Source organism: Schauerella aestuarii (assembly GCF_009866805.1).
Taxonomy (GTDB): domain Bacteria; phylum Pseudomonadota; class Gammaproteobacteria; order Burkholderiales; family Burkholderiaceae_B; genus Schauerella; species Schauerella aestuarii.
On the sequence record NZ_SIZW01000040.1, the window covers coordinates 94,808 to 115,887 of the forward strand.

The 21,080-nt window shown below is 62.4% G+C and carries 19 protein-coding genes and 1 tRNA gene; 14 read left to right on the forward strand and 6 right to left on the reverse strand.

Going from position 1 to position 21,080, the window contains the following annotated elements:
• Positions 1–183: 183 nt before the first annotated feature.
• Positions 184–1,590 carry a glutamate--tRNA ligase gene (gltX, locus tag EYW45_RS07205; RefSeq protein ID WP_161134721.1) on the reverse strand — a complete coding sequence of 469 codons (1,407 nt, stop codon included), beginning with the start codon at positions 1,588–1,590 and terminating at the stop codon, positions 184–186.
• A 62-nt stretch (positions 1,591–1,652) separates the two neighbouring features.
• Here gltX and EYW45_RS07210 point away from each other — a divergent pair, with 62 nt between their 5' ends.
• Positions 1,653–4,127: a bifunctional acetate--CoA ligase family protein/GNAT family N-acetyltransferase gene (locus EYW45_RS07210; protein WP_161134722.1), complete on the forward strand. Its 2,475-nt coding sequence runs from the start codon at positions 1,653–1,655 to the stop codon at positions 4,125–4,127.
• 41 nt (positions 4,128–4,168) lie between these two features.
• Here EYW45_RS07210 and EYW45_RS07215 read toward each other — a convergent pair whose 3' ends face one another.
• Positions 4,169–4,846 (reverse strand): alpha/beta hydrolase, encoded by a 678-nt coding sequence (locus EYW45_RS07215; protein WP_161134723.1) that lies wholly within the window; start codon positions 4,844–4,846, stop codon positions 4,169–4,171.
• A gap of 75 nt (positions 4,847–4,921) precedes the next feature.
• Positions 4,922–5,482, reverse strand: coding sequence for a ribosome biogenesis factor YjgA (yjgA, locus tag EYW45_RS07220; protein ID WP_161134724.1), 561 nt, complete (start codon positions 5,480–5,482; stop codon positions 4,922–4,924).
• A gap of 62 nt (positions 5,483–5,544) precedes the next feature.
• Between yjgA and pmbA the strand changes: the two genes are divergently transcribed.
• The 6 genes from pmbA to erpA all read left to right on the forward strand — a co-directional run bounded on the left by pmbA (position 5,545) and on the right by erpA (position 10,551).
• Positions 5,545–6,909, forward strand: coding sequence for a metalloprotease PmbA (pmbA, locus tag EYW45_RS07225; protein WP_161134725.1), 1,365 nt, complete (start codon positions 5,545–5,547; stop codon positions 6,907–6,909).
• A 261-nt stretch (positions 6,910–7,170) separates the two neighbouring features.
• Positions 7,171–7,599, forward strand: coding sequence for a 50S ribosomal protein L13 (gene rplM, locus EYW45_RS07230; RefSeq protein WP_161134726.1), 429 nt, complete (start codon positions 7,171–7,173; stop codon positions 7,597–7,599).
• A gap of 9 nt (positions 7,600–7,608) precedes the next feature.
• The gene (rpsI, locus tag EYW45_RS07235) at positions 7,609–8,001 is read left to right on the forward strand and encodes a 30S ribosomal protein S9 (RefSeq protein ID WP_161134727.1); all 393 of its coding nucleotides are present in this window, start codon (positions 7,609–7,611) and stop codon (positions 7,999–8,001) included.
• Between the two features lie 87 nt (positions 8,002–8,088).
• On the forward strand, positions 8,089–9,150 hold the full coding sequence (gene argC / locus EYW45_RS07240) for an N-acetyl-gamma-glutamyl-phosphate reductase (RefSeq protein ID WP_161134728.1): 1,062 nt from the start codon (positions 8,089–8,091) through the stop codon (positions 9,148–9,150).
• Positions 9,151–9,354: 204 nt separating this feature from the next.
• Positions 9,355–10,092 carry a DUF6776 family protein gene (locus EYW45_RS07245; protein WP_161134729.1) on the forward strand — a complete coding sequence of 246 codons (738 nt, stop codon included), beginning with the start codon at positions 9,355–9,357 and terminating at the stop codon, positions 10,090–10,092.
• An 87-nt stretch (positions 10,093–10,179) separates the two neighbouring features.
• Positions 10,180–10,551 (forward strand): iron-sulfur cluster insertion protein ErpA, encoded by a 372-nt coding sequence (erpA, locus tag EYW45_RS07250; protein ID WP_161134730.1) that lies wholly within the window; start codon positions 10,180–10,182, stop codon positions 10,549–10,551.
• Between the two features lie 153 nt (positions 10,552–10,704).
• On the opposite strand, the gene EYW45_RS07255 is transcribed toward erpA, so the two are convergent.
• Together EYW45_RS07255 and EYW45_RS07260 are read right to left on the reverse strand one after the other, a co-directional pair.
• Positions 10,705–11,835, reverse strand: coding sequence for an anhydro-N-acetylmuramic acid kinase (locus EYW45_RS07255; RefSeq protein ID WP_161134731.1), 1,131 nt, complete (start codon positions 11,833–11,835; stop codon positions 10,705–10,707).
• A gap of 159 nt (positions 11,836–11,994) precedes the next feature.
• Positions 11,995–13,425 carry a M23 family metallopeptidase gene (locus EYW45_RS07260; protein WP_235938959.1) on the reverse strand — a complete coding sequence of 477 codons (1,431 nt, stop codon included), beginning with the start codon at positions 13,423–13,425 and terminating at the stop codon, positions 11,995–11,997.
• A gap of 260 nt (positions 13,426–13,685) precedes the next feature.
• Between EYW45_RS07260 and tyrS the strand changes: the two genes are divergently transcribed.
• From tyrS to EYW45_RS07295, 7 genes are all read left to right on the forward strand, one after another.
• Positions 13,686–14,918 (forward strand): tyrosine--tRNA ligase, encoded by a 1,233-nt coding sequence (gene tyrS / locus EYW45_RS07265; protein ID WP_161134732.1) that lies wholly within the window; start codon positions 13,686–13,688, stop codon positions 14,916–14,918.
• Positions 14,919–14,951: 33 nt separating this feature from the next.
• Positions 14,952–15,605, forward strand: a complete 654-nt coding sequence (locus EYW45_RS07270; protein WP_161134733.1) for a YbhB/YbcL family Raf kinase inhibitor-like protein — start codon at positions 14,952–14,954, stop codon at positions 15,603–15,605.
• Between the two features lie 186 nt (positions 15,606–15,791).
• Positions 15,792–17,036 (forward strand): serine hydroxymethyltransferase, encoded by a 1,245-nt coding sequence (gene glyA / locus EYW45_RS07275; RefSeq protein WP_161134734.1) that lies wholly within the window; start codon positions 15,792–15,794, stop codon positions 17,034–17,036.
• Between the two features lie 52 nt (positions 17,037–17,088).
• On the forward strand, positions 17,089–17,571 hold the full coding sequence (nrdR, locus tag EYW45_RS07280) for a transcriptional regulator NrdR (RefSeq protein ID WP_161134735.1): 483 nt from the start codon (positions 17,089–17,091) through the stop codon (positions 17,569–17,571).
• 46 nt (positions 17,572–17,617) lie between these two features.
• Positions 17,618–18,733, forward strand: coding sequence for a bifunctional diaminohydroxyphosphoribosylaminopyrimidine deaminase/5-amino-6-(5-phosphoribosylamino)uracil reductase RibD (gene ribD, locus EYW45_RS07285; RefSeq protein WP_161135368.1), 1,116 nt, complete (start codon positions 17,618–17,620; stop codon positions 18,731–18,733).
• A 234-nt stretch (positions 18,734–18,967) separates the two neighbouring features.
• A complete protein-coding gene (locus tag EYW45_RS07290; RefSeq protein ID WP_161134736.1) occupies positions 18,968–19,618 on the forward strand; it encodes a riboflavin synthase in 651 nt (216 codons plus the stop codon).
• A 204-nt stretch (positions 19,619–19,822) separates the two neighbouring features.
• A tRNA-Ser gene (locus EYW45_RS07295) sits at positions 19,823–19,912 on the forward strand.
• A 159-nt stretch (positions 19,913–20,071) separates the two neighbouring features.
• Here EYW45_RS07295 and EYW45_RS07300 read toward each other — a convergent pair.
• Positions 20,072–21,028: an arsenic resistance protein gene (locus EYW45_RS07300; RefSeq protein WP_161134737.1), complete on the reverse strand. Its 957-nt coding sequence runs from the start codon at positions 21,026–21,028 to the stop codon at positions 20,072–20,074.
• Between the last annotated feature and the right edge of the window lie 52 nt (positions 21,029–21,080).

Below are 21,080 nucleotides of genomic sequence, written 5' to 3' on the forward strand. Positions count from 1 at the left end.
CGAAGTGAGCACCCAGGCAAGCGCCTGAGCTGAGCCGGCAAGGGGGGCGCCTGACGCTACCCCGAAAAAGCGTTCGGCCCGATACCGAACGCCATGCGTTGAGCAAAAAAAAAGCCGGAACGCTAGGTTCCGGCTTTTTGTGGTGCGCTCGGGGTGGCGCAGCCTGTGTGGGCTACCGCCCGTTCATACGCTGCCCAAGCGCGCCAGCACCGTGTCGCGGCCCAGGATGGCCAGCACCGCGTCGATGGCCGGCGTTTGCTGTTGCCCCGTCACGGCGATGCGCAGAGGAATGCCCAATTGCGGCATCTTCATGCCGCGATCCGCCAATACCTGCTTGATCGTGGCCGACAACGCTTCACGCGTCCACTCGACATTTGCGGCACGTTGCGCGAAGTCACGCAGCGCTTCACGGGCCGGATCGGTCAGATGCTGGGCGGCCAGTTCGGCCGGGGCGCCTTTGAATTCGCCGCAGAAGAGCATGGCACCATCGGCCAGCTGCTCGAGCGTTTCGGCACGATCCTTCAGCAGCCCCATCACGGCGGGCAGATCGGTGGCGTCCGGGTTGCCGCCGCGTTTGACGATCCGCGGTGCTACGCGGGCGGCCAATTCAGCGTCGTCCATGTGCTTGATGTAATGCGCGTTTACCCAATTGAGCTTCTTGGGATCCCACTGTGACGCCGATTTCGAGAGATGCTTGGTGTCGAACCACGCCACCAGTTGGTCGCGCGTGAACAATTCGTCGTCGCCGTGGCTCCAGCCCAGGCGCGCCAGATAATTGACCATCGCCTCGGGCAGATAGCCCTCGTCGTCGTAGGCCATCACATTGACGGCGCCGTGGCGCTTCGACAGCTTCTCGCCGTCCGGACCCAGGATCATCGGCACATGCCCATACTCGGGCAGCGTGGCGCCCAGGGCGCGCAGGATATTGATCTGACGCGGGGTGTTGTTGACGTGGTCGTCGCCGCGCAGCACATGCGTGATTTTCATGTCCCAGTCGTCAACCACCACGCAGAAATTATAGGTAGGCGTGCCATCCGGACGCGCGATGATCAGGTCGTCGAGTTCGCCGTTATCGAACGTGATCGTGCCCTTGATCATGTCGTCCCAGCTCGTCACGCCCGATTGCGGGTTGGCGAAGCGCACGACCGGGCGGCGGTCTTCGGGCACCGGGGGCAAGGTTTTGCCGGGCGCGGGCCGCCATGTGCCGTCATAACGCGGCTTGCGTCCCTCGGCACGCGCTTTCTCGCGCATGGCTTCCACTTCGTCGGGCGAGCTGTAGCAGTGATAGGCGGTGCCGGCGGCCAGCATTTGCGCGACGACTTCGCGGTAGCGATCCATGTGCTGCATCTGGTAGAACGGGCCTTCGTCCGGGCCCATGCCCAACCACTGCATGCTGTCCAGAATTGCCTGCACGGCTTCCGGTGTGGAGCGTTCCACATCGGTATCCTCGATGCGAAGCACGAACACGCCCTTGTGGTGCCGAGCGAACGCCCACGAGAACAGCGCGGTGCGCGCGCCGCCCAAATGCAGGAAGCCGGTGGGGGAGGGGGCGAAGCGCGTGCGGATAGCGTTGGGAGCGGAAGAAGTCATAACCTTGAGGCGGTGTATCGTTACGGATAACCCCCATTTTAGAGTAGAGCGCGTTCACACCCATGTTGCGTCACGCCCTGGCTCCATTATTCGAACCCCGGTCGCTCGTGGTCGTCACCGATCGCCCCTTGCCGGTAGCGCAGTGGCTGCCTGCCGCGCTCAAGTCGTGCACGACGATGGTGATGTGCGGCGAGGGCATTGCGCCCGACATGCCGGATGTATTCGAAGGGGTCGATCCCGGCGCGCGGCCTGACCTCGCACTCGTGTGCGTTTCCCCCGCGGTGTTGCCCGAAACGCTGCGCCGTCTGGCGCCCGGCGCGCCGCGCGGACTCATCCTCCTGCCGCATCCGCTGCCCGACCCTTACCCGCGCGGCACGGCGGCGCTCTGCCGCGAGTGGGCGCGCGCGCACGATTGCCAGGTGCTGGGGCCAAGATCGTTTGGCGTGCAGCGTTCTCATGCCGGTTTCAACTTCAGTCAGCATCCGGCGCTTGCGCGTATTGGCCGGGTGGCACTGGTGGCGCAGTCGCGTTCCATCATGGCGGCGGTCATGGATTGGGCCGACGACGTTCACATCGGCTTTTCCACCGCGGTGGCATTGGGCGACGAGGCGGTCGTCGGGCTGGCTGAAGTGCTGGATTACCTGGCGTCCGATCCGCGTACCGACAGCATTGCGCTGTATATCGAAGATGTGGGCCCGGCGCGCGAGTTCATGAGTGCAATGCGTGCGGCCGCCAGCGTCAAGCCGGTGGTGGTACTCAAGGCGGGCCGTCACGATGCCGAGGGCAGCGATGCGGTGTTCGACGCCGCCTTGCGCCGCGCAGGCGCGGTGCGCGTGCGTTATTTCGTGCAGTTGTTTTCGGCGGTGAAGGTGCTGGGCTATAACCGCCGCCCGCGCGGGCAGCGCGTGGCGTTGATTTCCAACGGCAGCGGACCGCCGCAGTTGGCCCTGGACCTGATTGGGCCGGAGGCCGCGATCCAGCGCGCCGAATTGTCGTCTGCGACCCAGCGTGCGCTCGCCCAGCAGCTCGAACCCGACGCGGCCATCGACAATCCCGTCATCACCTATGTGCCGTTGACGGCCGAGCGCATGCAGGCGATCGTCGACATCGTGCTGGACGATACCGGCGTGGACGGCTTGCTGGTGCTGTTGGCACCTGACGCCCTGGCCGATCTACCCGCTGTGGCGGCGCAGTTGGCCGTGTTGGCGCCGCGCGCCCGCAAGCCCGTGGTGACCTGTTTCATGGGCGACGCCGGCATGCGCCCCTTGCGGCGCATTCTCGACGATGCCGGCACGCCCGCGTTTCGCACACCCGAATCCGCTGCCGATGCGCTCGGCGTCCTCTCGGCGCACTACTACAACCAGCAATTGCTGCTGCAAACCCAGCCGCCGGACACGCGCGCTTATCGCGCCGATCTGGACGCCGCCCGCGCCATCATCGCCGCCGCCCGCGCAGCCGGGCACCTCGAGCTGTCGCACGAGGCATGCTGGGCATTGCTGGCCGCCTTTCGGGCACCGGTTCAGGCGCTCACCGCCACCGGCAAGCCGATCGAGGGGGCGCTGCCTCGGCCGATGGCCATCCGGCTACGCCGTGACGATCATTTCGGGCCGGTGCTGCGCTTCGGCGCCGGCGGTCCGGATGCCATCCTCAGCTTGAGCGATCGCGGCATGGATCTGCCGCCCCTCAATCATTTCCTGGCGCGCCAGCTCATCGCGCGCAGCCGCGTGTGGCGTCACGTGCTGGCACCGCGTGTGAACGAAGACACGTCCGAGATCCTGCAGCGGGCCGTGATGGACGTTTCCGAGATTGCCGCCGAGCTCCCCGACGTCGACGTGTTGGAAATCGATCCGCTGTATGTGGGTGAGAACGGCCTGTACGCCGGCGCGGTGAAGATCGTGCTTACGGCGCAGCCGGTGACCGAACTCCCGCAGGCGAGCGGGTACCCGCACATGGCGATTCATCCGTATCCCGCGCGCTACGTGCAGGCGCGGCGATTCGAGGATGGGCTGCGCTGGACGCTGCGGCCGATTCGTCCCGAGGATGGATCGGCCCTTCAGACCTTTATCCGCGAACTCTCGGAGCGGTCGCGCTACATGCGGTTCGTGTCGATGATGCGCGAACTCACGCCCACACTCGTCGCCCGCTATACGCAAATCGACTATCACCGTGAGCTGGCCCTGGTCGCCGCCACGCAGGTGCCCAACCCTGAAAACCGCGGGCATCCGCATGAGGTGATCATCGGATTGGCGCACTATCTGCGCAATCCGGATGGGCGCGGTGCGGAGTATGCGTTGGTGGTGGCAGACGATTGGCAGCAGCGCGGATTGGGCAAGGCGTTGATGACGGCGCTGATCGACGCTGCCCGCGAACAGCACCTGGCTTATATCGATGGGCTGGTACTGGCCGCCAATCGGCCGATGCTGTCGTTGATGACGAGCCTGGGATTCAAGAACGACCGCGATCACGACGACCCAACCATGCGGCGCGTGTGGCTCGATCTGGAGCCGGAAGCGCCGGCGGGGCCGGCGATCGCTTGAAGAGGGCTTGGCCTCTCACACCATAAAGCGGGCTTTTCCCGCTACACCAGCACGCGGCGCAGGAACGCGGCGATATCGGCGATCTCTTGCGGATTGACGGCGTGCGGCATCGGATATGTGTGCCACTCCACTGTGTATCCCAGCTGTGTCAGTCGCTCGCGGGACGCTTCTGCGCGCACCAGCGCCACCACGGGATCGTACGTGCCATGCGCCAGAAAGATCGGCGTATCGGTGTTGTGGGGGGTGTGTTCGGAAGCGGCCATGTCGATCAGCGGCAGGTAGCCCGACAGGCCGATCATGCCCGCCAGCTTTTCTTTCAGACGCAAGCCCGTGTGCAACGTCATGGCGCAGCCTTGCGAGAAGCCGGCCAACACGATGCGCTCCGTGGGAATGCCGCGCTCGTTTTCGCGTGCGATCAGCGCTTCGATGGCTGCCTGCGAGCGGCGGATGCCCGCCGCATCTTCCTGTCGCACGAGATCCATGACCAGAATGTCGTACCACGAGCGCATCACCATGCCGCCATTGATCGTGACCGGCTGTACCGGCGCATTCGGAAAGACGAAACGCACGGCCAACGCACTCGGCAAACGCAGTTCCGGCACCACCGGCACGAAATCGTTGGCGTCGGCGCCCAGTCCGTGCAGCCAGATCACGCTGTGCGTAGGCGTGGGCGCGGTTTCGATTTCAACGCAGTCGAGCAGATCGGTAGGCGAGGTCATGAGCAAAGTGGTGAGCGAGGAGAGAAAAACGACTCGGCGGATGCGCATGTGGCACCCGTCGCGGACGGTCGAACGTTAATGCTGCATGCCCTTCAGCATTTGAAACAGCGCGCGGTAATGCTTGCGCTGCGGTTCCTGCCCGGGTTGCAGATGCACGTTCTGCTCCGCTTCCTTGCGCGCGCCGCGGATGGCTGCGCGCAACGCCTGGATATCGGCGTCGGGGTTGCGTTCCAGCAGTTGCGTCAGGGTGTCGTCATTGGTGAGCAGTCGGTCGCGCATCGACTCGAGCCGGTGCATCGCGGCGGTTTCTTCGCGCGAGCCGTTTTTCCAGGTATCGAGCTGCGCCCGAATCTCATCGGCCGGGGCATCGCGCATCAGCTTGCCCACGAAATGCACTGCGCGGCGGCGGCCCTCGCGGGTCGACGGCGGCACCTTCTGCGCCGTGCGGATGGCCTCATACAGCCGCTCGGAGATCGGCAACTGCTTGAGCCGGTCGTTCGACAGCTCGACGAGCTCCCGGCCCAGATCGAGCAGATCGTTCATTTCGCGCTTGATCTGCGACTTGCTGGGGCGGTCGTCGATTTCGTCGGGGACGTAGTCGGCGTCGTGGGAGGTGACGTTATAAGGTGCGATCATCAAAAATAGACGGGAAGAGGGCGGACTTGGCTATGATACCCGTCTCTTTGCCGTGGACTGCAATGCCTAATTCCTCATCCTCCCTGCCGATCGCCGCCAATGCGGCGCGCTTTTCCGAAATCGTGGCCTTCGTACTGGCCCATGCCAAGAAAACCGGCGCCTCCGATGCCGCGGCCGAAGTCTCCGAAAGCCTGGGGCTGTCGGTGTCGGTGCGCAAAAATGATGTCGAAACCGTCGAGCAGACGCGCGACCGATCGCTCGACGTGACGGTGTATGCCGGCCAGCGCCGCGGTTCGGCGTCGACGTCCGACTTTTCCGAAGCCGCCTTGCGCGAAACGGTCGAGGCCGCCTGGCACATCGCCCGCTATACCGCCGAGGATCCCGCTGCCGGGCTGCCGGATAGCGACATGTTGGCCACCGACTACCCCGACCTCGGCCTGCACTACGGATGGGACGTGACCACGGAGGCGGCCGCCGAACTGGCGCTGCGTGCCGAGCGTGCCGCCCTGGCCGTCGATCCGCGCATCACGAATACCGAAGGCGCCAGCGTCGGCGCCTACGAGGGCCAGTTCATCATGGGCAACAGCCGCGGCTTCATGGGCGGCTATCCTTATTCGCGGCACAGCTTGTCGGTCGCGCCGATTGCCGGGCGCGGCAATCGGATGCAACGCGATTTTTGGTATTCCAGCGAGCGTGATGCGACCAAGTTGGCCGACCCGGAAGCCGTGGGCCGCTATGCCGCCGAACGGGCGTTGTCGCGTCTTTCGGCTCGCCGTATTCGCACGGGTAAATTCCCGGTGCTGTTCGAGGCGCCGCTGGCGCTGGGCCTGCTGGGCGCGCTCACCCAGGCCACGAGCGGCGGGGCGCTTTACCGTCGCGCCAGTTTCCTTGTTGATTCGTTGGGCAAGCCGGTGCTGGCCGATCACATCGATATCGCTGAAGATCCGTTTGTATATGGCGGGATGGGCAGTTCGCCGTTCGACGATGAAGGCGTGCGCACGCAAGCCCGCGATGTCGTTCAGGCCGGCGTGCTGCAAGGTTATTTCCTGTCGACGTACACCGGCCGCAAGCTGGGGATGCCGTCTACGGGCAACGCCGGCGGCTCGCACAATTTGACCATGACCTCGCGACTAACCCAGCCTGGCGACGACTTCGCCGGCATGCTCAAGAAAATGGGCACCGGCTTTCTGGTTACCGAACTGATCGGGCAGGGCGTGAATTACGTTACGGGCGATTATTCGCGCGGCGCATTCGGCTATTGGGTCGAAAACGGCGAGATCCAGCACGCTGTGGAAGAAGTCACCATTGCGGGCTTCCTGCCGGATATGTTCAAGCAGATCGTCGCCATCGGCAACGATACGCTCATGCGCGGCACCAAACGCACCGGCTCGATCCTGATCGAGCGGATGTCCATCGCCGGGGCCTGATGGCCCGATGGACTGGGAAGATCGGAATATTTTCGGGGCGGCGTGCATCGCGCGCCGACAACACCCGATCGTCTTGACAGCATATGCCCTTGTGTGGCTGCGCGGTGCGTGCTAAAGTCATGGGCTCTCCTTTTCGCTTTGTCGGCAGTACACGCGTATACGGGCGGTTAATAACGCCTCGAGACGAGACAAAGGATCAGGGGGCGGCGCTCGGTGCTTTATCCGAGCGGCATCATCCCAATTTTTTATCTAGGACCCATCATGAAGACCTTTGTGGCCAAGCCGCATGAAGTCACGCGTGACTGGTTTGTGATCGACGCCAAGGGCAAAGTCCTCGGTCGTGTGGCCAGCGAAGTCGCACGCCGCCTGCGTGGCAAGCACAAACCCGAATTCACGCCGCACGTTGATACTGGCGACTATATCGTCATCATCAACGCTGCCGATATCGTCGTTACCGGCGCGAAAACCACCGACAAAAAGTACTTCCGTCACACGACGTACCCGGGCGGTATCCGCGAAACGAACTTCGAAAAGCTGCAACAGCGTTTCCCCGGTCGTGCGATCCAGAAAGCGGTCAAGGGCATGTTGCCCAAGGGTCCGCTTGGCTACGCCATGATCAAGAAACTCAAGGTGTACGCGGGTGCCGAGCATCCCCACACCGCCCAGCAGCCTAAGCCGCTGGAATTCTAAGGAAACGCCATGATCGGTAACTGGAATTACGGAACCGGCCGTCGCAAGTCCTCTGTGGCGCGCGTGTTCCTCAAGAAAGGATCGGGCAAGATCATCGTCAACGGCAAGCCCGTCGACGAATTCTTCGCTCGCGAAACGGGTCGTATGATCGTTCGCCAACCCCTGGACCTCACGGGTCACCTCGAATCGTTCGACTTCAAAGTCAACGTTCGCGGCGGCGGTGAGTCGGGTCAGGCCGGCGCGATCCGTCACGGCATCACCCGTGCACTGATCGACTATGACGAGTCGCTCAAGCCTTCGTTGAAGCAAGCGGGCTTTGTGACCCGTGACGCCCGTGAAGTCGAGCGAAAGAAAGTCGGTTTGCGCAAGGCGCGCCGTCGGAAGCAGTTCAGCAAGCGCTAAACTGTTCTCTGTCAAAAAGGCCGCTATTGCGGCCTTTTTGTTTTTTGCGAAGATACAATCGTTGTTCGTACAAGGAAGCGGATCATCATGTCCCAAGTCTCTCAGCGCATTAAGGTAGGTATTGTCGGCGGCACCGGATACACGGGCGTCGAGCTGTTGCGATTGCTGTCGCAGCACCCGAACGTCGAATTGACGGCCATTACCTCGCGAAAAGAAGAGGGCATGCCCGTCTCCGAGATGTACCCCAATCTTCGCGGGCACGTGGATCTCAAGTTCACGACGCCTGAAAACGCTGCGCTCACCGATTGCGATGTGGTGTTCTTCGCCACGCCCCACGGCGTGGCCATGGCACAGGCGCAAACCTTGTTGGATGCGGATGTCCGCATTATCGATCTGGCCGCCGATTTCCGGTTGCAGGACACGGCGGTGTTCGAGAAGTGGTACAAAATTCCGCACACCTGCCCGGAGATCCTGGCGGATTCGGTCTACGGCCTGGTGGAACTCAATCGTGAGCGGGTTGCCGCCGCGCGGGTGATCGGAAACCCTGGCTGCTACCCCACCACCGTGATCCTGGGCCTGGCCCCGCTCATCGAAGCGGGCAACGTGCTCGTGGATACCCAAACGCTGGTCGCCGACTGCAAATCAGGCGTGTCGGGTGCAGGCCGCAAGGCTGAAGTGGCCACGCTGTTTTCCGAAGCGTCAGACAACTTCAAGGCTTACGGTGTCAAGGGCCATCGCCATCATCCCGAAATCCAGGCGCAGCTTGAAAAGATCACCGGTGGTCCGGTTGGCTTCACATTCGTGCCGCATCTGGTGCCGATGATTCGCGGGATGTTTTCCACGCTTTATGCGCGGATTCTGCCCGAAGCGCGCGACACGGATTTCCAGGCGCTGTTTGAAGCGCGCTACGCCAACGAGCCGTTTGTGGACGTCATGCCCGCCGGCAGCCTGCCCGAAACCCGTTCGGTGCGCGGCTCCAATACGCTGCGCATTTCTGTGGAACGCCCGAATGGCGGCGACCTGCTCATCGTCATGGTGATTCAAGACAATCTCGTCAAGGGCGCATCCGGCCAAGCCGTGCAAAACATGAACCTGATGTTTGGTCTGCCCGAAACGGCCGGCCTGAATCACGTTGCGCTGCTGCCTTAAAACGGTTGCGGCGGTTGCGGCGGTCGCCGCCGGGCAGGTGGGCGCTCAGGCGTCCCACCGCCGCGCGGCTCTGGCAGCCCTAGCCGGGTACGCGGCAGGCTTCGCCCCGTACCCGGCATTTGCACCCGCTCGAGATGGTCATAGGCTGCACCGCTCGGATTTTGTGCGCGGGAACTCACGCCCACCCTGTACGGTCTCAGTCTGATGCGCTGGCCGAGATGGGCGACCTGGGTCGCCGTCGTGGTGCTCAGCATGCTGGTCGGTGCAGGCGCGGCGCTATTGGCCAAGCGGCCGGTCTCGCCGAGTGCCATGGGTCAACCCGGCTCGCCACAGGAAATGGCCGGCCTTGATGCGAAGATCTGGGAGCGCGAGGCTGCCATTCAGGCCATGCAAACCCGCCTTGACGTCGCCGATGGCGAAGTGGCACTCGAGCGCAGTGCGCGTCTGGAGCTCGAGCGGCAACTCGCCGCGGTGCAAAACGATGTGGGTCGCGTGCGCGAGCAATTGGCCTTTTACGAGCAGTTGCTGCCGGCGGGCCCCGAAGGCTCGGTCGCTGTGCGCGGCGCCGAGTTTCAAAAATTGCCGAATGGCCTGGGATACCGCGTGCTGGTCATGCGCAACGGCAAAGCGTCCGATACACCGTTCGTTGGCCGACTGCAGATCACCGCTTCGGGCCGCGAGTCCGGTCGCGATCGGGTGCACACCGTGACGCTGGCGCCGTTGCGTGACACCAGCGGTTCAATCGCGGCCAAGGTGCTCGACATGGCCAAGCCCGCTTCCAGCCAACCCGGGAACGACACGTTGGGATTGAAGTTCGAGCAGTATCAGCGGCTCGAGGGCGTGTTGGCTTTACCCGACGGTTTCACCCCGGAGACGTTGGTTGTGAGCGTTCTCGAGGGAAAGACGGTACGCGCATCGCAGTCTGTTGAATTGAGATTTTGAATCCCGGGATGCACTGGGCTATAGTGAACACATCAGGGCGCTTTGCGTCCGACCGGATATTGGCCGACTTGGCCAGGAGTGACCATCATGAATGCTTTGACCGAAACCGTTGACCTGCAAGCTGCTCCCCCCGCGCCGCTCGTCTTTACCGACGCTGCCGCCGCAAAGGTTAAAGAGCTGCTGCTGGAAGAAGGTAATCCCGATCTGAAACTGCGCGTGTTCGTACAGGGCGGCGGCTGTTCAGGCTTCCAGTACGGCTTCACGTTTGATGAAGTGATCAACGATGACGACACCGCACTGGACAAGGAAGGCGTGCAATTGCTCGTCGATCCGATGAGCTTCCAGTATCTCGTCGGTGCCGAGATCGACTACAAGGAAGACCTGGAAGGCGCACAATTCGTGATCCGTAACCCGAATGCGTCCACCACGTGCGGTTGCGGTTCGTCGTTCTCGGTGTAAGTCATTGCGGTAGTTAAGGGCCGTTCGTGCGACGGTGCCGTGCCGCAGTCAAAAACCCTCGCTTGCGCGAGGGTTTTTTGTTGGCTGCTGGGAAGTGGATTCAGGCTGACCGAGTCCTGGACCTTGCGGTTTCGGTGTCCTCGGGGATGGCGCTCAGGCCGGGTAGTAGGCGCCAAGCACGCGCGGGCCGCGCACGCCGGTGACCGCTGGAATGCCCGCCGGGATACGCGCGCAGTGCGCGTACGCCAGCCATGCAAATGCCATGGCCTCCGCATCCTGCGCTGCCACGCCGGCGGTATCCGTAAGTGCGATCGGGCGGTTCAGTCGTGCGCCAAGCGCGCGCATCAGGGCACCATTGCGGCTGCCGCCGCCGCACACGAGCACATCTTCCACGTCGGGCGCTTGTTGTGCAACGGCCTGCGCGACGGTTGCGGCGGTAAGCTGCACCAGTGTGGCTTGGATATCCTCGCGCCAGGTGGCAAGCGCGGCGTAGCCGTGCGGAATGCGTTGATCGAGCCATTCGGCGTTGAAATGATCGCGTCCCGTCGATTTGGGTGGCGCAGCGGCAAGCCAGGCATCGCTCGCGATCCATTCGGCGAGCAGCGCGTCGTCGCAGGTGCCTGTGCGGCCCCATGCGCCATCGGCATCGAACGGCTGACCGGTATGCCGCAGGCACCAGAGATCCAGCAACGCATTGGCGGGTCCAGTGTCAAAGCCGATAGGGGGCAGACCAGGCCGCAACGCGGTCACATTGGCGATGCCGCCCAGGTTGAGCACCGCACGCGGCCGGTTCGTGCTGAATACGGCATGATGAAAAATCGGTGCGAGCGGCGCGCCCTGACCGCCTGCTGCGACATCGCGGGTACGAAAGTCGGCAACCACCGCGATCTGCGCGAGTTCGGCAAGCAAGGCCGGTGCGTTCAATTGCAGCGTGTAGCCTTCTTGCGGACGGTGCCGCACGGTTTGTCCGTGCGCGCCGATGGCGACGATATCGGTGGGTGCGATACGCGCGCGATGGAGGAGTTGCGCAACGGTATCCGCGTAGCAGCGCACCAATGCATTGGCCGCGAGTGCTGCGCGATGCAACTCGTCCGATCCGGATTCATTCAAGGCGAGCAATTCAAGCCTAAGGTCGGGCGGCATGTCGACACTGGCACGTGCCAGTTGATGCGGGTGCAGGCTGCCATCTGAGGCTGCGCGCATCTGCATCAACGCGCCATCGATGCCATCGACGCTGGTGCCCGACATCAAGCCGATGAAGTAGGAACCGTCGAATGTGATCATGGTTGTCGCCACCAGATAAAAGGCATCGGAGATGAAGCGTTGAGAATCGAACGTCGAAAACTAAGGGTGGGCCACGAAAAAGGAGGCACAAGGCCTCCTGATGATTGCGGTCAGCTGCGACGTGGCGCAGCTTGAGCGGCGTGTATGGCGTGTGCTTGATCAGCGTGCCGCGACGTTGGTCAACGAATCGGGGCTGATGGTTTGCAATTGCGCCAGCATGCCGATTTGCTGTTTGTACGGTTCCACGGCCCGATTGAAGGCCTGCTGCTCCTTGGCGTCGAGCGTACGCGCGATGGGCAGATCGGCAGCCAAAGGATCGATAGGCTGGCCATCGACGCGGAATTCGTAATGCAAATGCGGGCCAGTGGCCCAGCCGGTGGAGCCGACGTAGCCGATCAACTGGCCCTGCGACACTTTCGTGCCCTTGCGCATGCCCTCGGCCAGGCGGCTTTGGTGAGCGTAGGCCGTGGTGTATTTGTCGGAATGCTTGATGACGATGATGTTGCCGTAGCCGCTTTGCGTGCCGGCGAAATCGATCGTCCCATCGGCCACGGCATGAATCGGCGTGCCGGTAGGCGCCGCATAGTCCACGCCCTTGTGGCCCATCCAGCGGCCGTGAATCGGATGCATGCGGCCACCGAACGTGGAACTGATCCGCGTGAACTTGAGTGCCGTCTTAAGGAACGTGCCACGCAGGTTCGTGCCGTCAAAGTCGTAGTAGGCGCCTTGGCCGTTGCCGTTGGCACTGAACCAGACGGCGTTATACGTTTTGCCCTGATTGATGAATTCCACCGCCATCACGCGGCCGGCGCCGGCATAGCGGCCGTCGTGGGAGCGGGTTTCGTACACGACGCGAAATTGATCGCCCTGGCGCAGATCGCGCAGGAAGTCGACCTTGCCGTTCAGAATATCCGCCATTTGCAGCGTGATCGAATCGGGAATGCCGGCCGCATCGGTCGCGCCGAAAAGCGATGATTTGATCGTCCCCACGGCCACGCGCGTTTGACGGTCGGTATTTTCGGCGATCTCGTCGGCGGCGTAGCCCGTGCCTTCCGGCACGACATGCAGCATCTTGGTGACGACCTGGCCTTCGCTGTCATTGCCCGGCGTATGGATGTAGCGCAGCCAGACCAGCTTGCCTTCGGCAGTGGTGGCGGCTTGCACCGAACGGCCCGGATAAAGCTTGTAGATGCTGCGCGCACTGGCATCGTGCGTCAAAAACGTTTGCAGACCAGGCTCGTCGAGCTCGAGGCGCTGCAGCACGGCAGCAAGCGTATCGCCCGAGCGGATGCGAGTTTCGCTGATATAAGGCGTATCCACGCTTGCGCTCACCGACATCGCATCGGCCGTCATCGGCAGAACGCTCTGCACGACACTTGCTGCAGGCATTGCCGTGCGATCCGGCTGGCTCACCATGCCGATCGCCGCAGCGCCTGCAAACAGGCCCAAAGCGGATACGACGAGCGTGCGGCGAAACCAACCTACGCGGGGCGAGGTGGGTGCGACAGCGGCACTACTGGTGGGGATGGCGAGCGAGGGAGAGGTGGCGCGGGGAGTGCGATCGGTGAGATCTGAAATTCCACGAGTCATCGTGTGGGAACCCTTGATGATGAAACGTGGATCGGTTCACCGGGGCCAAAACGCCACACCGCTTACGCGGGGCACATCGGCCGCACCGGATCACGGAGATCCACGCTTACGAAAAAAAGGAAGCTAGACGCTACGGAATCGGTGCAACCGAGAGAGTTGCTATGATTCGGGCTGTATCCTAACGCATCTGTGTTGAAAATTCGACAAAAATCGTAATTTTTACACCTTGCTGGTGTCTTCTCCCTGTAAAAGCCCCGACCATGACGCAGTCAGAATTTTCAATTTCGCCCGAAGTCGAAGCCGATCTTCGTATCGTTCGCCGCGGGTGCGACGAGTTGCTCGTCGAATCGGAATTTGCCAAGAAGTTGGCGCAAAGCCGGCAGACGGGCAAGCCGCTGCGCATCAAATTGGGCCTGGATCCTACCGCGCCGGATATCCATCTCGGTCACACCGTGGTGTTGAACAAGATGCGTCAGTTGCAGGATCTCGGTCATACCGTGATCTTCCTGATCGGCGATTTCACCTCGATGATCGGCGATCCGAGCGGCCGCAATTCGACCCGCCCGCCGCTCACGCGCGAGCAGATCACCGAAAACGCCAAGACCTATTACGCCCAGGCCAGTCAGGTACTGGATCCCGCGCGCACGGAGATTCGCTACAACTCTGAGTGGTGCGACGAGTTGGGCGCGCGCGGCCTGATTCAGCTCGCCTCGCGGTATACCGTTGCGCGCATGATGGAGCGTGACGACTTCACCAAGCGCTTCAAGGGCGGCGTGCCCATTTCGGTGCACGAGTTTCTCTACCCGCTCTTGCAGGGCTACGACTCGGTCGCGTTGAAGTCGGATCTTGAGTTGGGTGGTACCGATCAGAAGTTCAATCTGCTGGTAGGCCGCGAGTTGCAGAAGGAATATGGTCAATCGCCGCAGTGCATTCTCACGATGCCGCTGTTGGTGGGATTGGACGGCGTTGAGAAAATGTCCAAGTCCAAGGGTAACTATATTGGTATCTCGGAAAGCCCCGATTCGATGTTCGGCAAGTTGATGTCGATTTCCGATACGTTGATGTGGTCTTACTTCGAGCTGCTTTCGTTCCGCAGCCTCGACGACATCGCCGCACTCAAGGCCGAGATCGATGGCGGGCGTAATCCGCGCGATGCGAAGGTCATGCTGGCGCAGGAAATCATCGCGCGCTTTCACTCGAAAGCGGCGGCTGATGCGGCGCTTGCCACGTTCGAAGCGCGCTTCCGTGATGGCGCCATCCCGGACGACATCCCGGAAGTTACCGTTGCCGGCGCGCCCATCGGCATCCTGAAGTTGCTGCGCGAAGCCGGATTGGTCGCATCGGGCTCCGAGGCGCAACGCAATATCGAGCAGGGCGGCGTACGTCTGGACGGCACGAAGATCGAAGACAAATCGTTGCAAATCGACGGTGGCGTATACGTGCTGCAGGTGGGGAAACGCAAGTTCGCGCGTGTTACCGTGGTGGGGTCATAGTAGGTAGAAATTTAATTTCTGCAGGAGACCCGCATGCAACTCACGAGCTTGTCTTTCACGGATAACGAAGCGATTCCCGAGCGCTATGCGTTCGCAAAGATCGACCCGGATACGCATGTCGTACTGGCGGATAATTACAACCCGCAGTTCTCGTGGGACGACGTCCCCGAGGGTACGCTGTCGTTTGCATTGATCTGCCACGACCCGGATGTGCCGAGCAAGCCCGACGACGTCAATGTCGAGGGCCGCACGGTGCCGGCCGATCTGCCCCGCGTGGATTTTTTCCACTGGGTGCTGGTTGACCTGAATCCGGCCCTGCGGGAGATCGACGAGGGCACGTTTTCCAACAGCATCACGCCGCGCGGCAAGGGCGGGCCGTTGGCACCGATGGACGCGCGCCAGGGCCTGAACAGCTATACCAAGTGGTTCGCCGCTGATCGCGACATGAACGGCGAGTACTTCGGTTACGACGGCCCATGCCCGCCGTGGAACGATGAAGTGGCGCACCGCTACATCTTCACGCTGTACGCGCTCAATGTGATCTCGCTCAAGCTCGATGGCTCGTTTACGGGTGAAGACGCGCTGCGGGCCATGCAGGGCAAGGTGCTGGCGCATGCATCGGTGCGGGGCACCTATTCCCTCAATCCCAATCTGGCCCCCAAGCAGATCGGCGCCACCTCCACCTGATCGCGGCTCGATTCGACCAGGTTATGAAAGCGGCTCATCTCAACATGAGCCGCTTTTTCGTCGAGGGAAGCCAAGCGTAAAAAAGTGGTTAAACAACGACCATGCTTAGGGTTTTACCTGGGATGGTGCGGGCTACCGGGGTAAACTAGATGGCTTCGAATTCAAGTCACCGCTTCAGGAACCGTCATGTTTGACCGCACCCGCACCATCGATCAGGTGGACCCCGACGTCTGGGCAGCCATCCAGAAAGAAGACGTCCGCCAGGAACAGCACATCGAGCTCATCGCTTCGGAAAACTACGCCAGCCCGGCCGTCATGCAGGCGCAGGGCACGCAGTTGACCAATAAATATGCCGAAGGTTACCCGGGCAAGCGGTACTACGGCGGTTGCGAATACGTTGACGTCATCGAGCAGCTCGCGATCGATCGCTTGAAGGAAATCTTCGGCGCCGAAGCGGCAAACGTGCAGCCGAATTCGGGCTCGCAGGCCAACCAGGGCGTGTACCAGGCGGTACTCAAGCCGGGCGATACCGTGTTGGGCATGAGTCTGGCCGAAGGCGGTCACTTGACGCACGGCGCGTCGGTCAATCAATCCGGCAAGCTCTATAACTTCCTGCAGTACGGCCTGGATGCCGACGAAGTGCTCGATTACGCGCGTCTGGAGCAATTGGCACGCGAAAGCAAGCCCAAGCTCATTGTGGCGGGCGCTTCCGCCTACTCGTTGCACATCGATTTTGAACGCATGGCCCGCATTGCCCGTGAAAACGGCGCCTTGTTCATGGTCGACATTGCCCACTACGCAGGTCTGGTTGCCGGTGGCGCGTATCCCAATCCGGTGCCGCATGCCGACTTCGTTACCTCGACCACGCACAAATCGCTGCGCGGTCCGCGCGGCGGCGTGATCATGATGAAGGCCGAGCACGAGAAGATCGTCAATTCGGCCATCTTCCCGGGCATTCAAGGCGGCCCGCTGATGCACGTCATCGCCGGCAAGGCCGTGGCGTTCAAGGAAGCGTTGGCGCCCGAGTTCAAGGATTATGCGCAGCAAGTCGTGAAGAACGCCAAAGTGCTGGCCGATACATTGGTCGAACGCGGCCTGCGCATCGTGTCGGGTCGTACCGAAAGCCACGTCATGCTGGTCGATCTGCGCGCCAAGGGCATCACCGGCAAGGAAGCCGAGGCGGTGCTGGGTGCGGCTCACATCACCGTCAACAAGAACGCCATCCCGAACGATCCGGAAAAGCCGTTCGTCACCAGCGGTGTTCGCCTGGGTACGCCGGCCATGACCACGCGCGGCTTCAAGGAAGCGGAATCGAAAGAAACCGCACACTTGATCGCCGATGTGTTGGACAATCCGCGGGACGAAGCCAATATCGCCGCCGTTCGCGAGCGCGTCAACGCGCTGACGGCACGTCTGCCGGTTTACGGCTGATCGCTGCGCGCGACGGTAGTACGCGGGCGCAGGCGACCAAACGGGGAAATCCATGAAGTGTCCGTTCTGCGCCCATCCCGACACCCAGGTCATCGATAGCCGGGTGCCGGACGAGGGCGACACGATCCGCCGCCGGCGGCGCTGCCTGTCCTGTGACAAGCGGTTCACCACCTACGAGCGGATCGAACTGACCATGCCTGCCGTGGTCAAACGCAATGGCAGCCGCAGCGAATACAGCTCCGCCAAGCTGCGGGGCAGTCTCTCCCTTGCGCTGCGCAAGCGCCCGGTATCAACCGAGCAGGTCGATAACGCCGTCTTTCGCATTGAAGAGCAACTACTGACCAGTGGTCTGCGGGAAGTGCCGTCCGCGCAAGTGGGCGAGCTCGTCATGCAGGAGCTCAAGCGTCTTGACAAGGTCGCGTACGTACGCTTTGCATCGGTGTACAAAAGCTTCGAAGACATCGGCGAATTCGTCGACGCCATCCGCGAGATGCAAGGGCCGCGGTTGCCCGGAACGCCACGCTCGCCGCGTTAAGACCATGTCAGCGTCATCATCGATCACCGATCGCGACGTGCGCTGGATGCAGCGCGCGTTGGCATTGGCCGAAGGCGTGCTTTTTTCCACGTCTCCCAATCCGCGCGTGGGTTGCGTGATTGTGCGCGACGATCATGTACTGGGTGAAGGCGCCACCCAACCGCCTGGGTCGGCGCACGCTGAGGTGATGGCACTGCGCGATGCCGCTGCGCGTGGGCATGGTGTGGCGGGTGCCACGGTGTATGTGACGCTGGAGCCGTGCAGCCATTTCGGCCGCACGCCACCCTGCGTCGACGCGCTGCTCGACGCTCGCCCGGCGCGCGTCGTCATCGCCATGGGCGACCCCAATCCGCTGGTCAATGGTGTGGGTGTGCGCAAGCTGCGCGACGCCGGTATCGATGTGACGACGGGTGTGGAAACCGAGGCGGCTCTAGCGCTCAACGCCGGGTTCATCGCGCGTATGGTCCGCGGCACGCCGTGGGCCTGGCTGAAGATGGCGGCGTCGCTGGACGGCCGTAGCGCCTTGCATAACGGCATGTCGCAGTGGATCACCGGCCCGCAGGCACGCGCTGATGGCCATCACTGGCGCGCCCGCAGCGATGTGGTGTTGACCGGTATGGGCACCGTGTTGAAAGACGATCCACAATTGAATGTGCGCGGCGTCGTCACACCGCGTGCACCACGCAAGGCTGTGGTCGATGGCCGTTTCGAGATTTCTGAGGCCGCGCGCCTGTTCGACGAAGGCGAAACATGGATATTTACCGCACGCGATGACACGGCCAAGGCGCAGCGCCTGGCAGCGCGCGGCGCACGCGTGATCGTGCTGCCGATGGCGGATCGGCCGGATCGCGTGGATCTGGCGGCGATGATGCGCTGGATGGCCGAGCAGGACGTCAACGAAGTGCATGTGGAGGCGGGCGCGGGTTTGGGCGGCGCGCTGCTCTCGGCGGGATGCATCGACGAACTGCTGGTGTATCTGGCGCCCATGCTGCTGGGGGATGCAGCCGGTATCGTAAAAATGCCGCTGCTGGAACATCTGGATGGAGCGCAACGGTTTGCGTTCATCGACACGCAATTCGTTGGGCCCGACGTGCGGTTGCGTGCGCGGCGCGAAGCGGCGTGGCAAGCGTTGCTTGCGCGCGTTGGCGGTGGCGCCCTTTAGCATCGCAGCAGAGGCTGGAAGGCCGCCAGCGTGCTGCAGGCGAAGTGACGTCGCTGAAGTCACGCGTCGAAATTGCCCTGGCTGGCGTGGCAGGCTAGAAGCGCTGCGGTTGGCGAGAAATGGATCGAGCGGCGGCGTGAAATCCGAGAACGCGCTCATGTCGGGCGAAAACGAGACGCCTGCTGCATGAGTGCGATAATTGATCGGCGGCGCGAGACAGCCGTTGGAGAGCACATGTTTACTGGAATCGTAGCGGCGGTGGGCCGCATTGTGACGACCAAACCCTTGTTGGCAGGCGACGAAGACGCCGGGCTGCGCTTGCGTATCGACGCAGGCGGGCTGGGGCTATCGGACGTGGCCATTGGCGATTCGATCGCCATGCAGGGCGCGTGCATGACGGTGGTGGTGCTGGAAGAAGGGCACTTCGAAGTCGACGTGTCGCGCGAAAGTTTGAATCTGACGGTAGGCCTCTCCGCGCCTGGTGAGGTCAACCTGGAGAAGTCGTTGCGCATGGGCGATCCGCTCGGCGGTCATCTCGTGTCCGGCCACGTTGACGGCATGGGCGACGTGCTGCGGTTCGATGCCGTGGGCGAGTCGCGCGAATTGGTGATCCGGGTGCCGGAATCGCTTGCCAAGTTTCTGGCTTACAAAGGTTCGGTGACGGTGAACGGCATCAGCCTCACGGTCAATCGCGTGGAAGACACGCCCGACGGTTGCGAGATCAGCATCAACATCATCCCGCACACGCAGGAGGTCACCACGCTGCGCCATATGCGGCCCGGCGACCGCGTCAACCTCGAGATCGACACGATTGCCCGGTATGTGGAACGCATGATGAGTGCGGGCGCCGCCGACGGCGATTCCCGGTCGGTGGCCTGGCTCTGATCGCGATTTGTCAGTGGCCAACGCTGATCGCGATTTGCGCTCCGCGGCATGGCGCTGACGGACTTTCCCGCAATCTGCTAGAATCGCGGGCTGATGTTTTGATGGACAGGTTTTAACGAACCGCGGCGATGCCGTATCGTTTGCCGAGGCATCAACCGATCGAAGTGGCTACGTCGAAGTTGTCGTAGCCGAGATCACGAATCAGGACAGGTGGCCGAGCGGTTGAAGGCGCACGCCTGGAAAGCGTGTATACGTGCAAACGTATCGGGGGTTCGAATCCCCCTCTGTCCGCCAAGAATTTGACGGTGTTGCCTCGCAATGCCTTGAAACCCGCACCAGTGCAAGCTGTGCGGGTTTTTTAACGCCCCTGTTTTCCTGGCTGCGTATGTTTTCGCTGATGCGATATGCCGGTGCCGTGTTTTAAATAGCCGCCAGCGTGCCTAAAAATCCCGCTTAATCCCGCCCAAGCCGCGGCATCACTCGCACGTAAACCAGCTGACTCAGCAACTCCACCAGTGTTTGCGTCACGATCACCACCGGCAGGATCGGCATGGCACCCGGCACGGCCAAGGCAAGCGGCAGCACCACCAGCGAATTGCGGGTGCCCGAACTGAAGGCCACGGCGCGCGCCGCGCAGGCATCGAGCTTGAAGCATCGACCGGCGAGCCAGCCGATCGCAGGCGCGCACGCGGCGAAGGCGACATAGATCGGAAGCACAGCCAGCACCGTATCGAACGCCGACTCAAGTTGCGGCATGACCGTCGCGATCACGATAAACAACACGAGTGCGGTAGCGGGGACCGGCAGTACGCCAAGCCCGGTTGCCACACGCTTTCCACGATCGCATTTATTTGCCCAGTACTGTGTGAGTGCGGCGAAGATCAAGGGCAGCGCGATCAACCAGACGAATGCGTGAACGAAGGGGCCGGGTTCGACGAGACTTGCCGCATCCCCGCCGAGAAACAGTCTCAGGTAAGCAGGCAACAGCAGCATCTGAACGATCAGCAGGCTGGGCGTGGCCGCGAGCAGCAACCGCGCGTCGGCGCGGCCCAGATGGGCGAACGTGACGACGTAGTCGATGCAAGGGGTCAACAGCACGAAGAGCACGCCTAACCGGATCATTGGATCGTGCGGCGCCATCTGCAGCAAGACCGCCGCAAGCCCCGGAATCAAAATGAAGTTGGCGATGAGCAAGGCGCTCAGGAAGCGCATGTTGCCCAACGCCTGACGAAGCTGGGCCATCGGCACTTGCAGGAAGGTCACGTACAACATCAACGCCAACGCGGGGTTGATGAACGGGTCCAGTCGGTTGGTGCCGGGCACGCTCCAGGCGAGCGCCGCTGCTGCGATGATCGCGCAAAAGTAAATGGCGATCTGGCGGTGCTCCAGAAAGTCTCGGGTTTGTCCCATCGATGTTCCGTTTGGCGTGTCGTCGCCAGGGCATTGTATGGGGGACGATGAC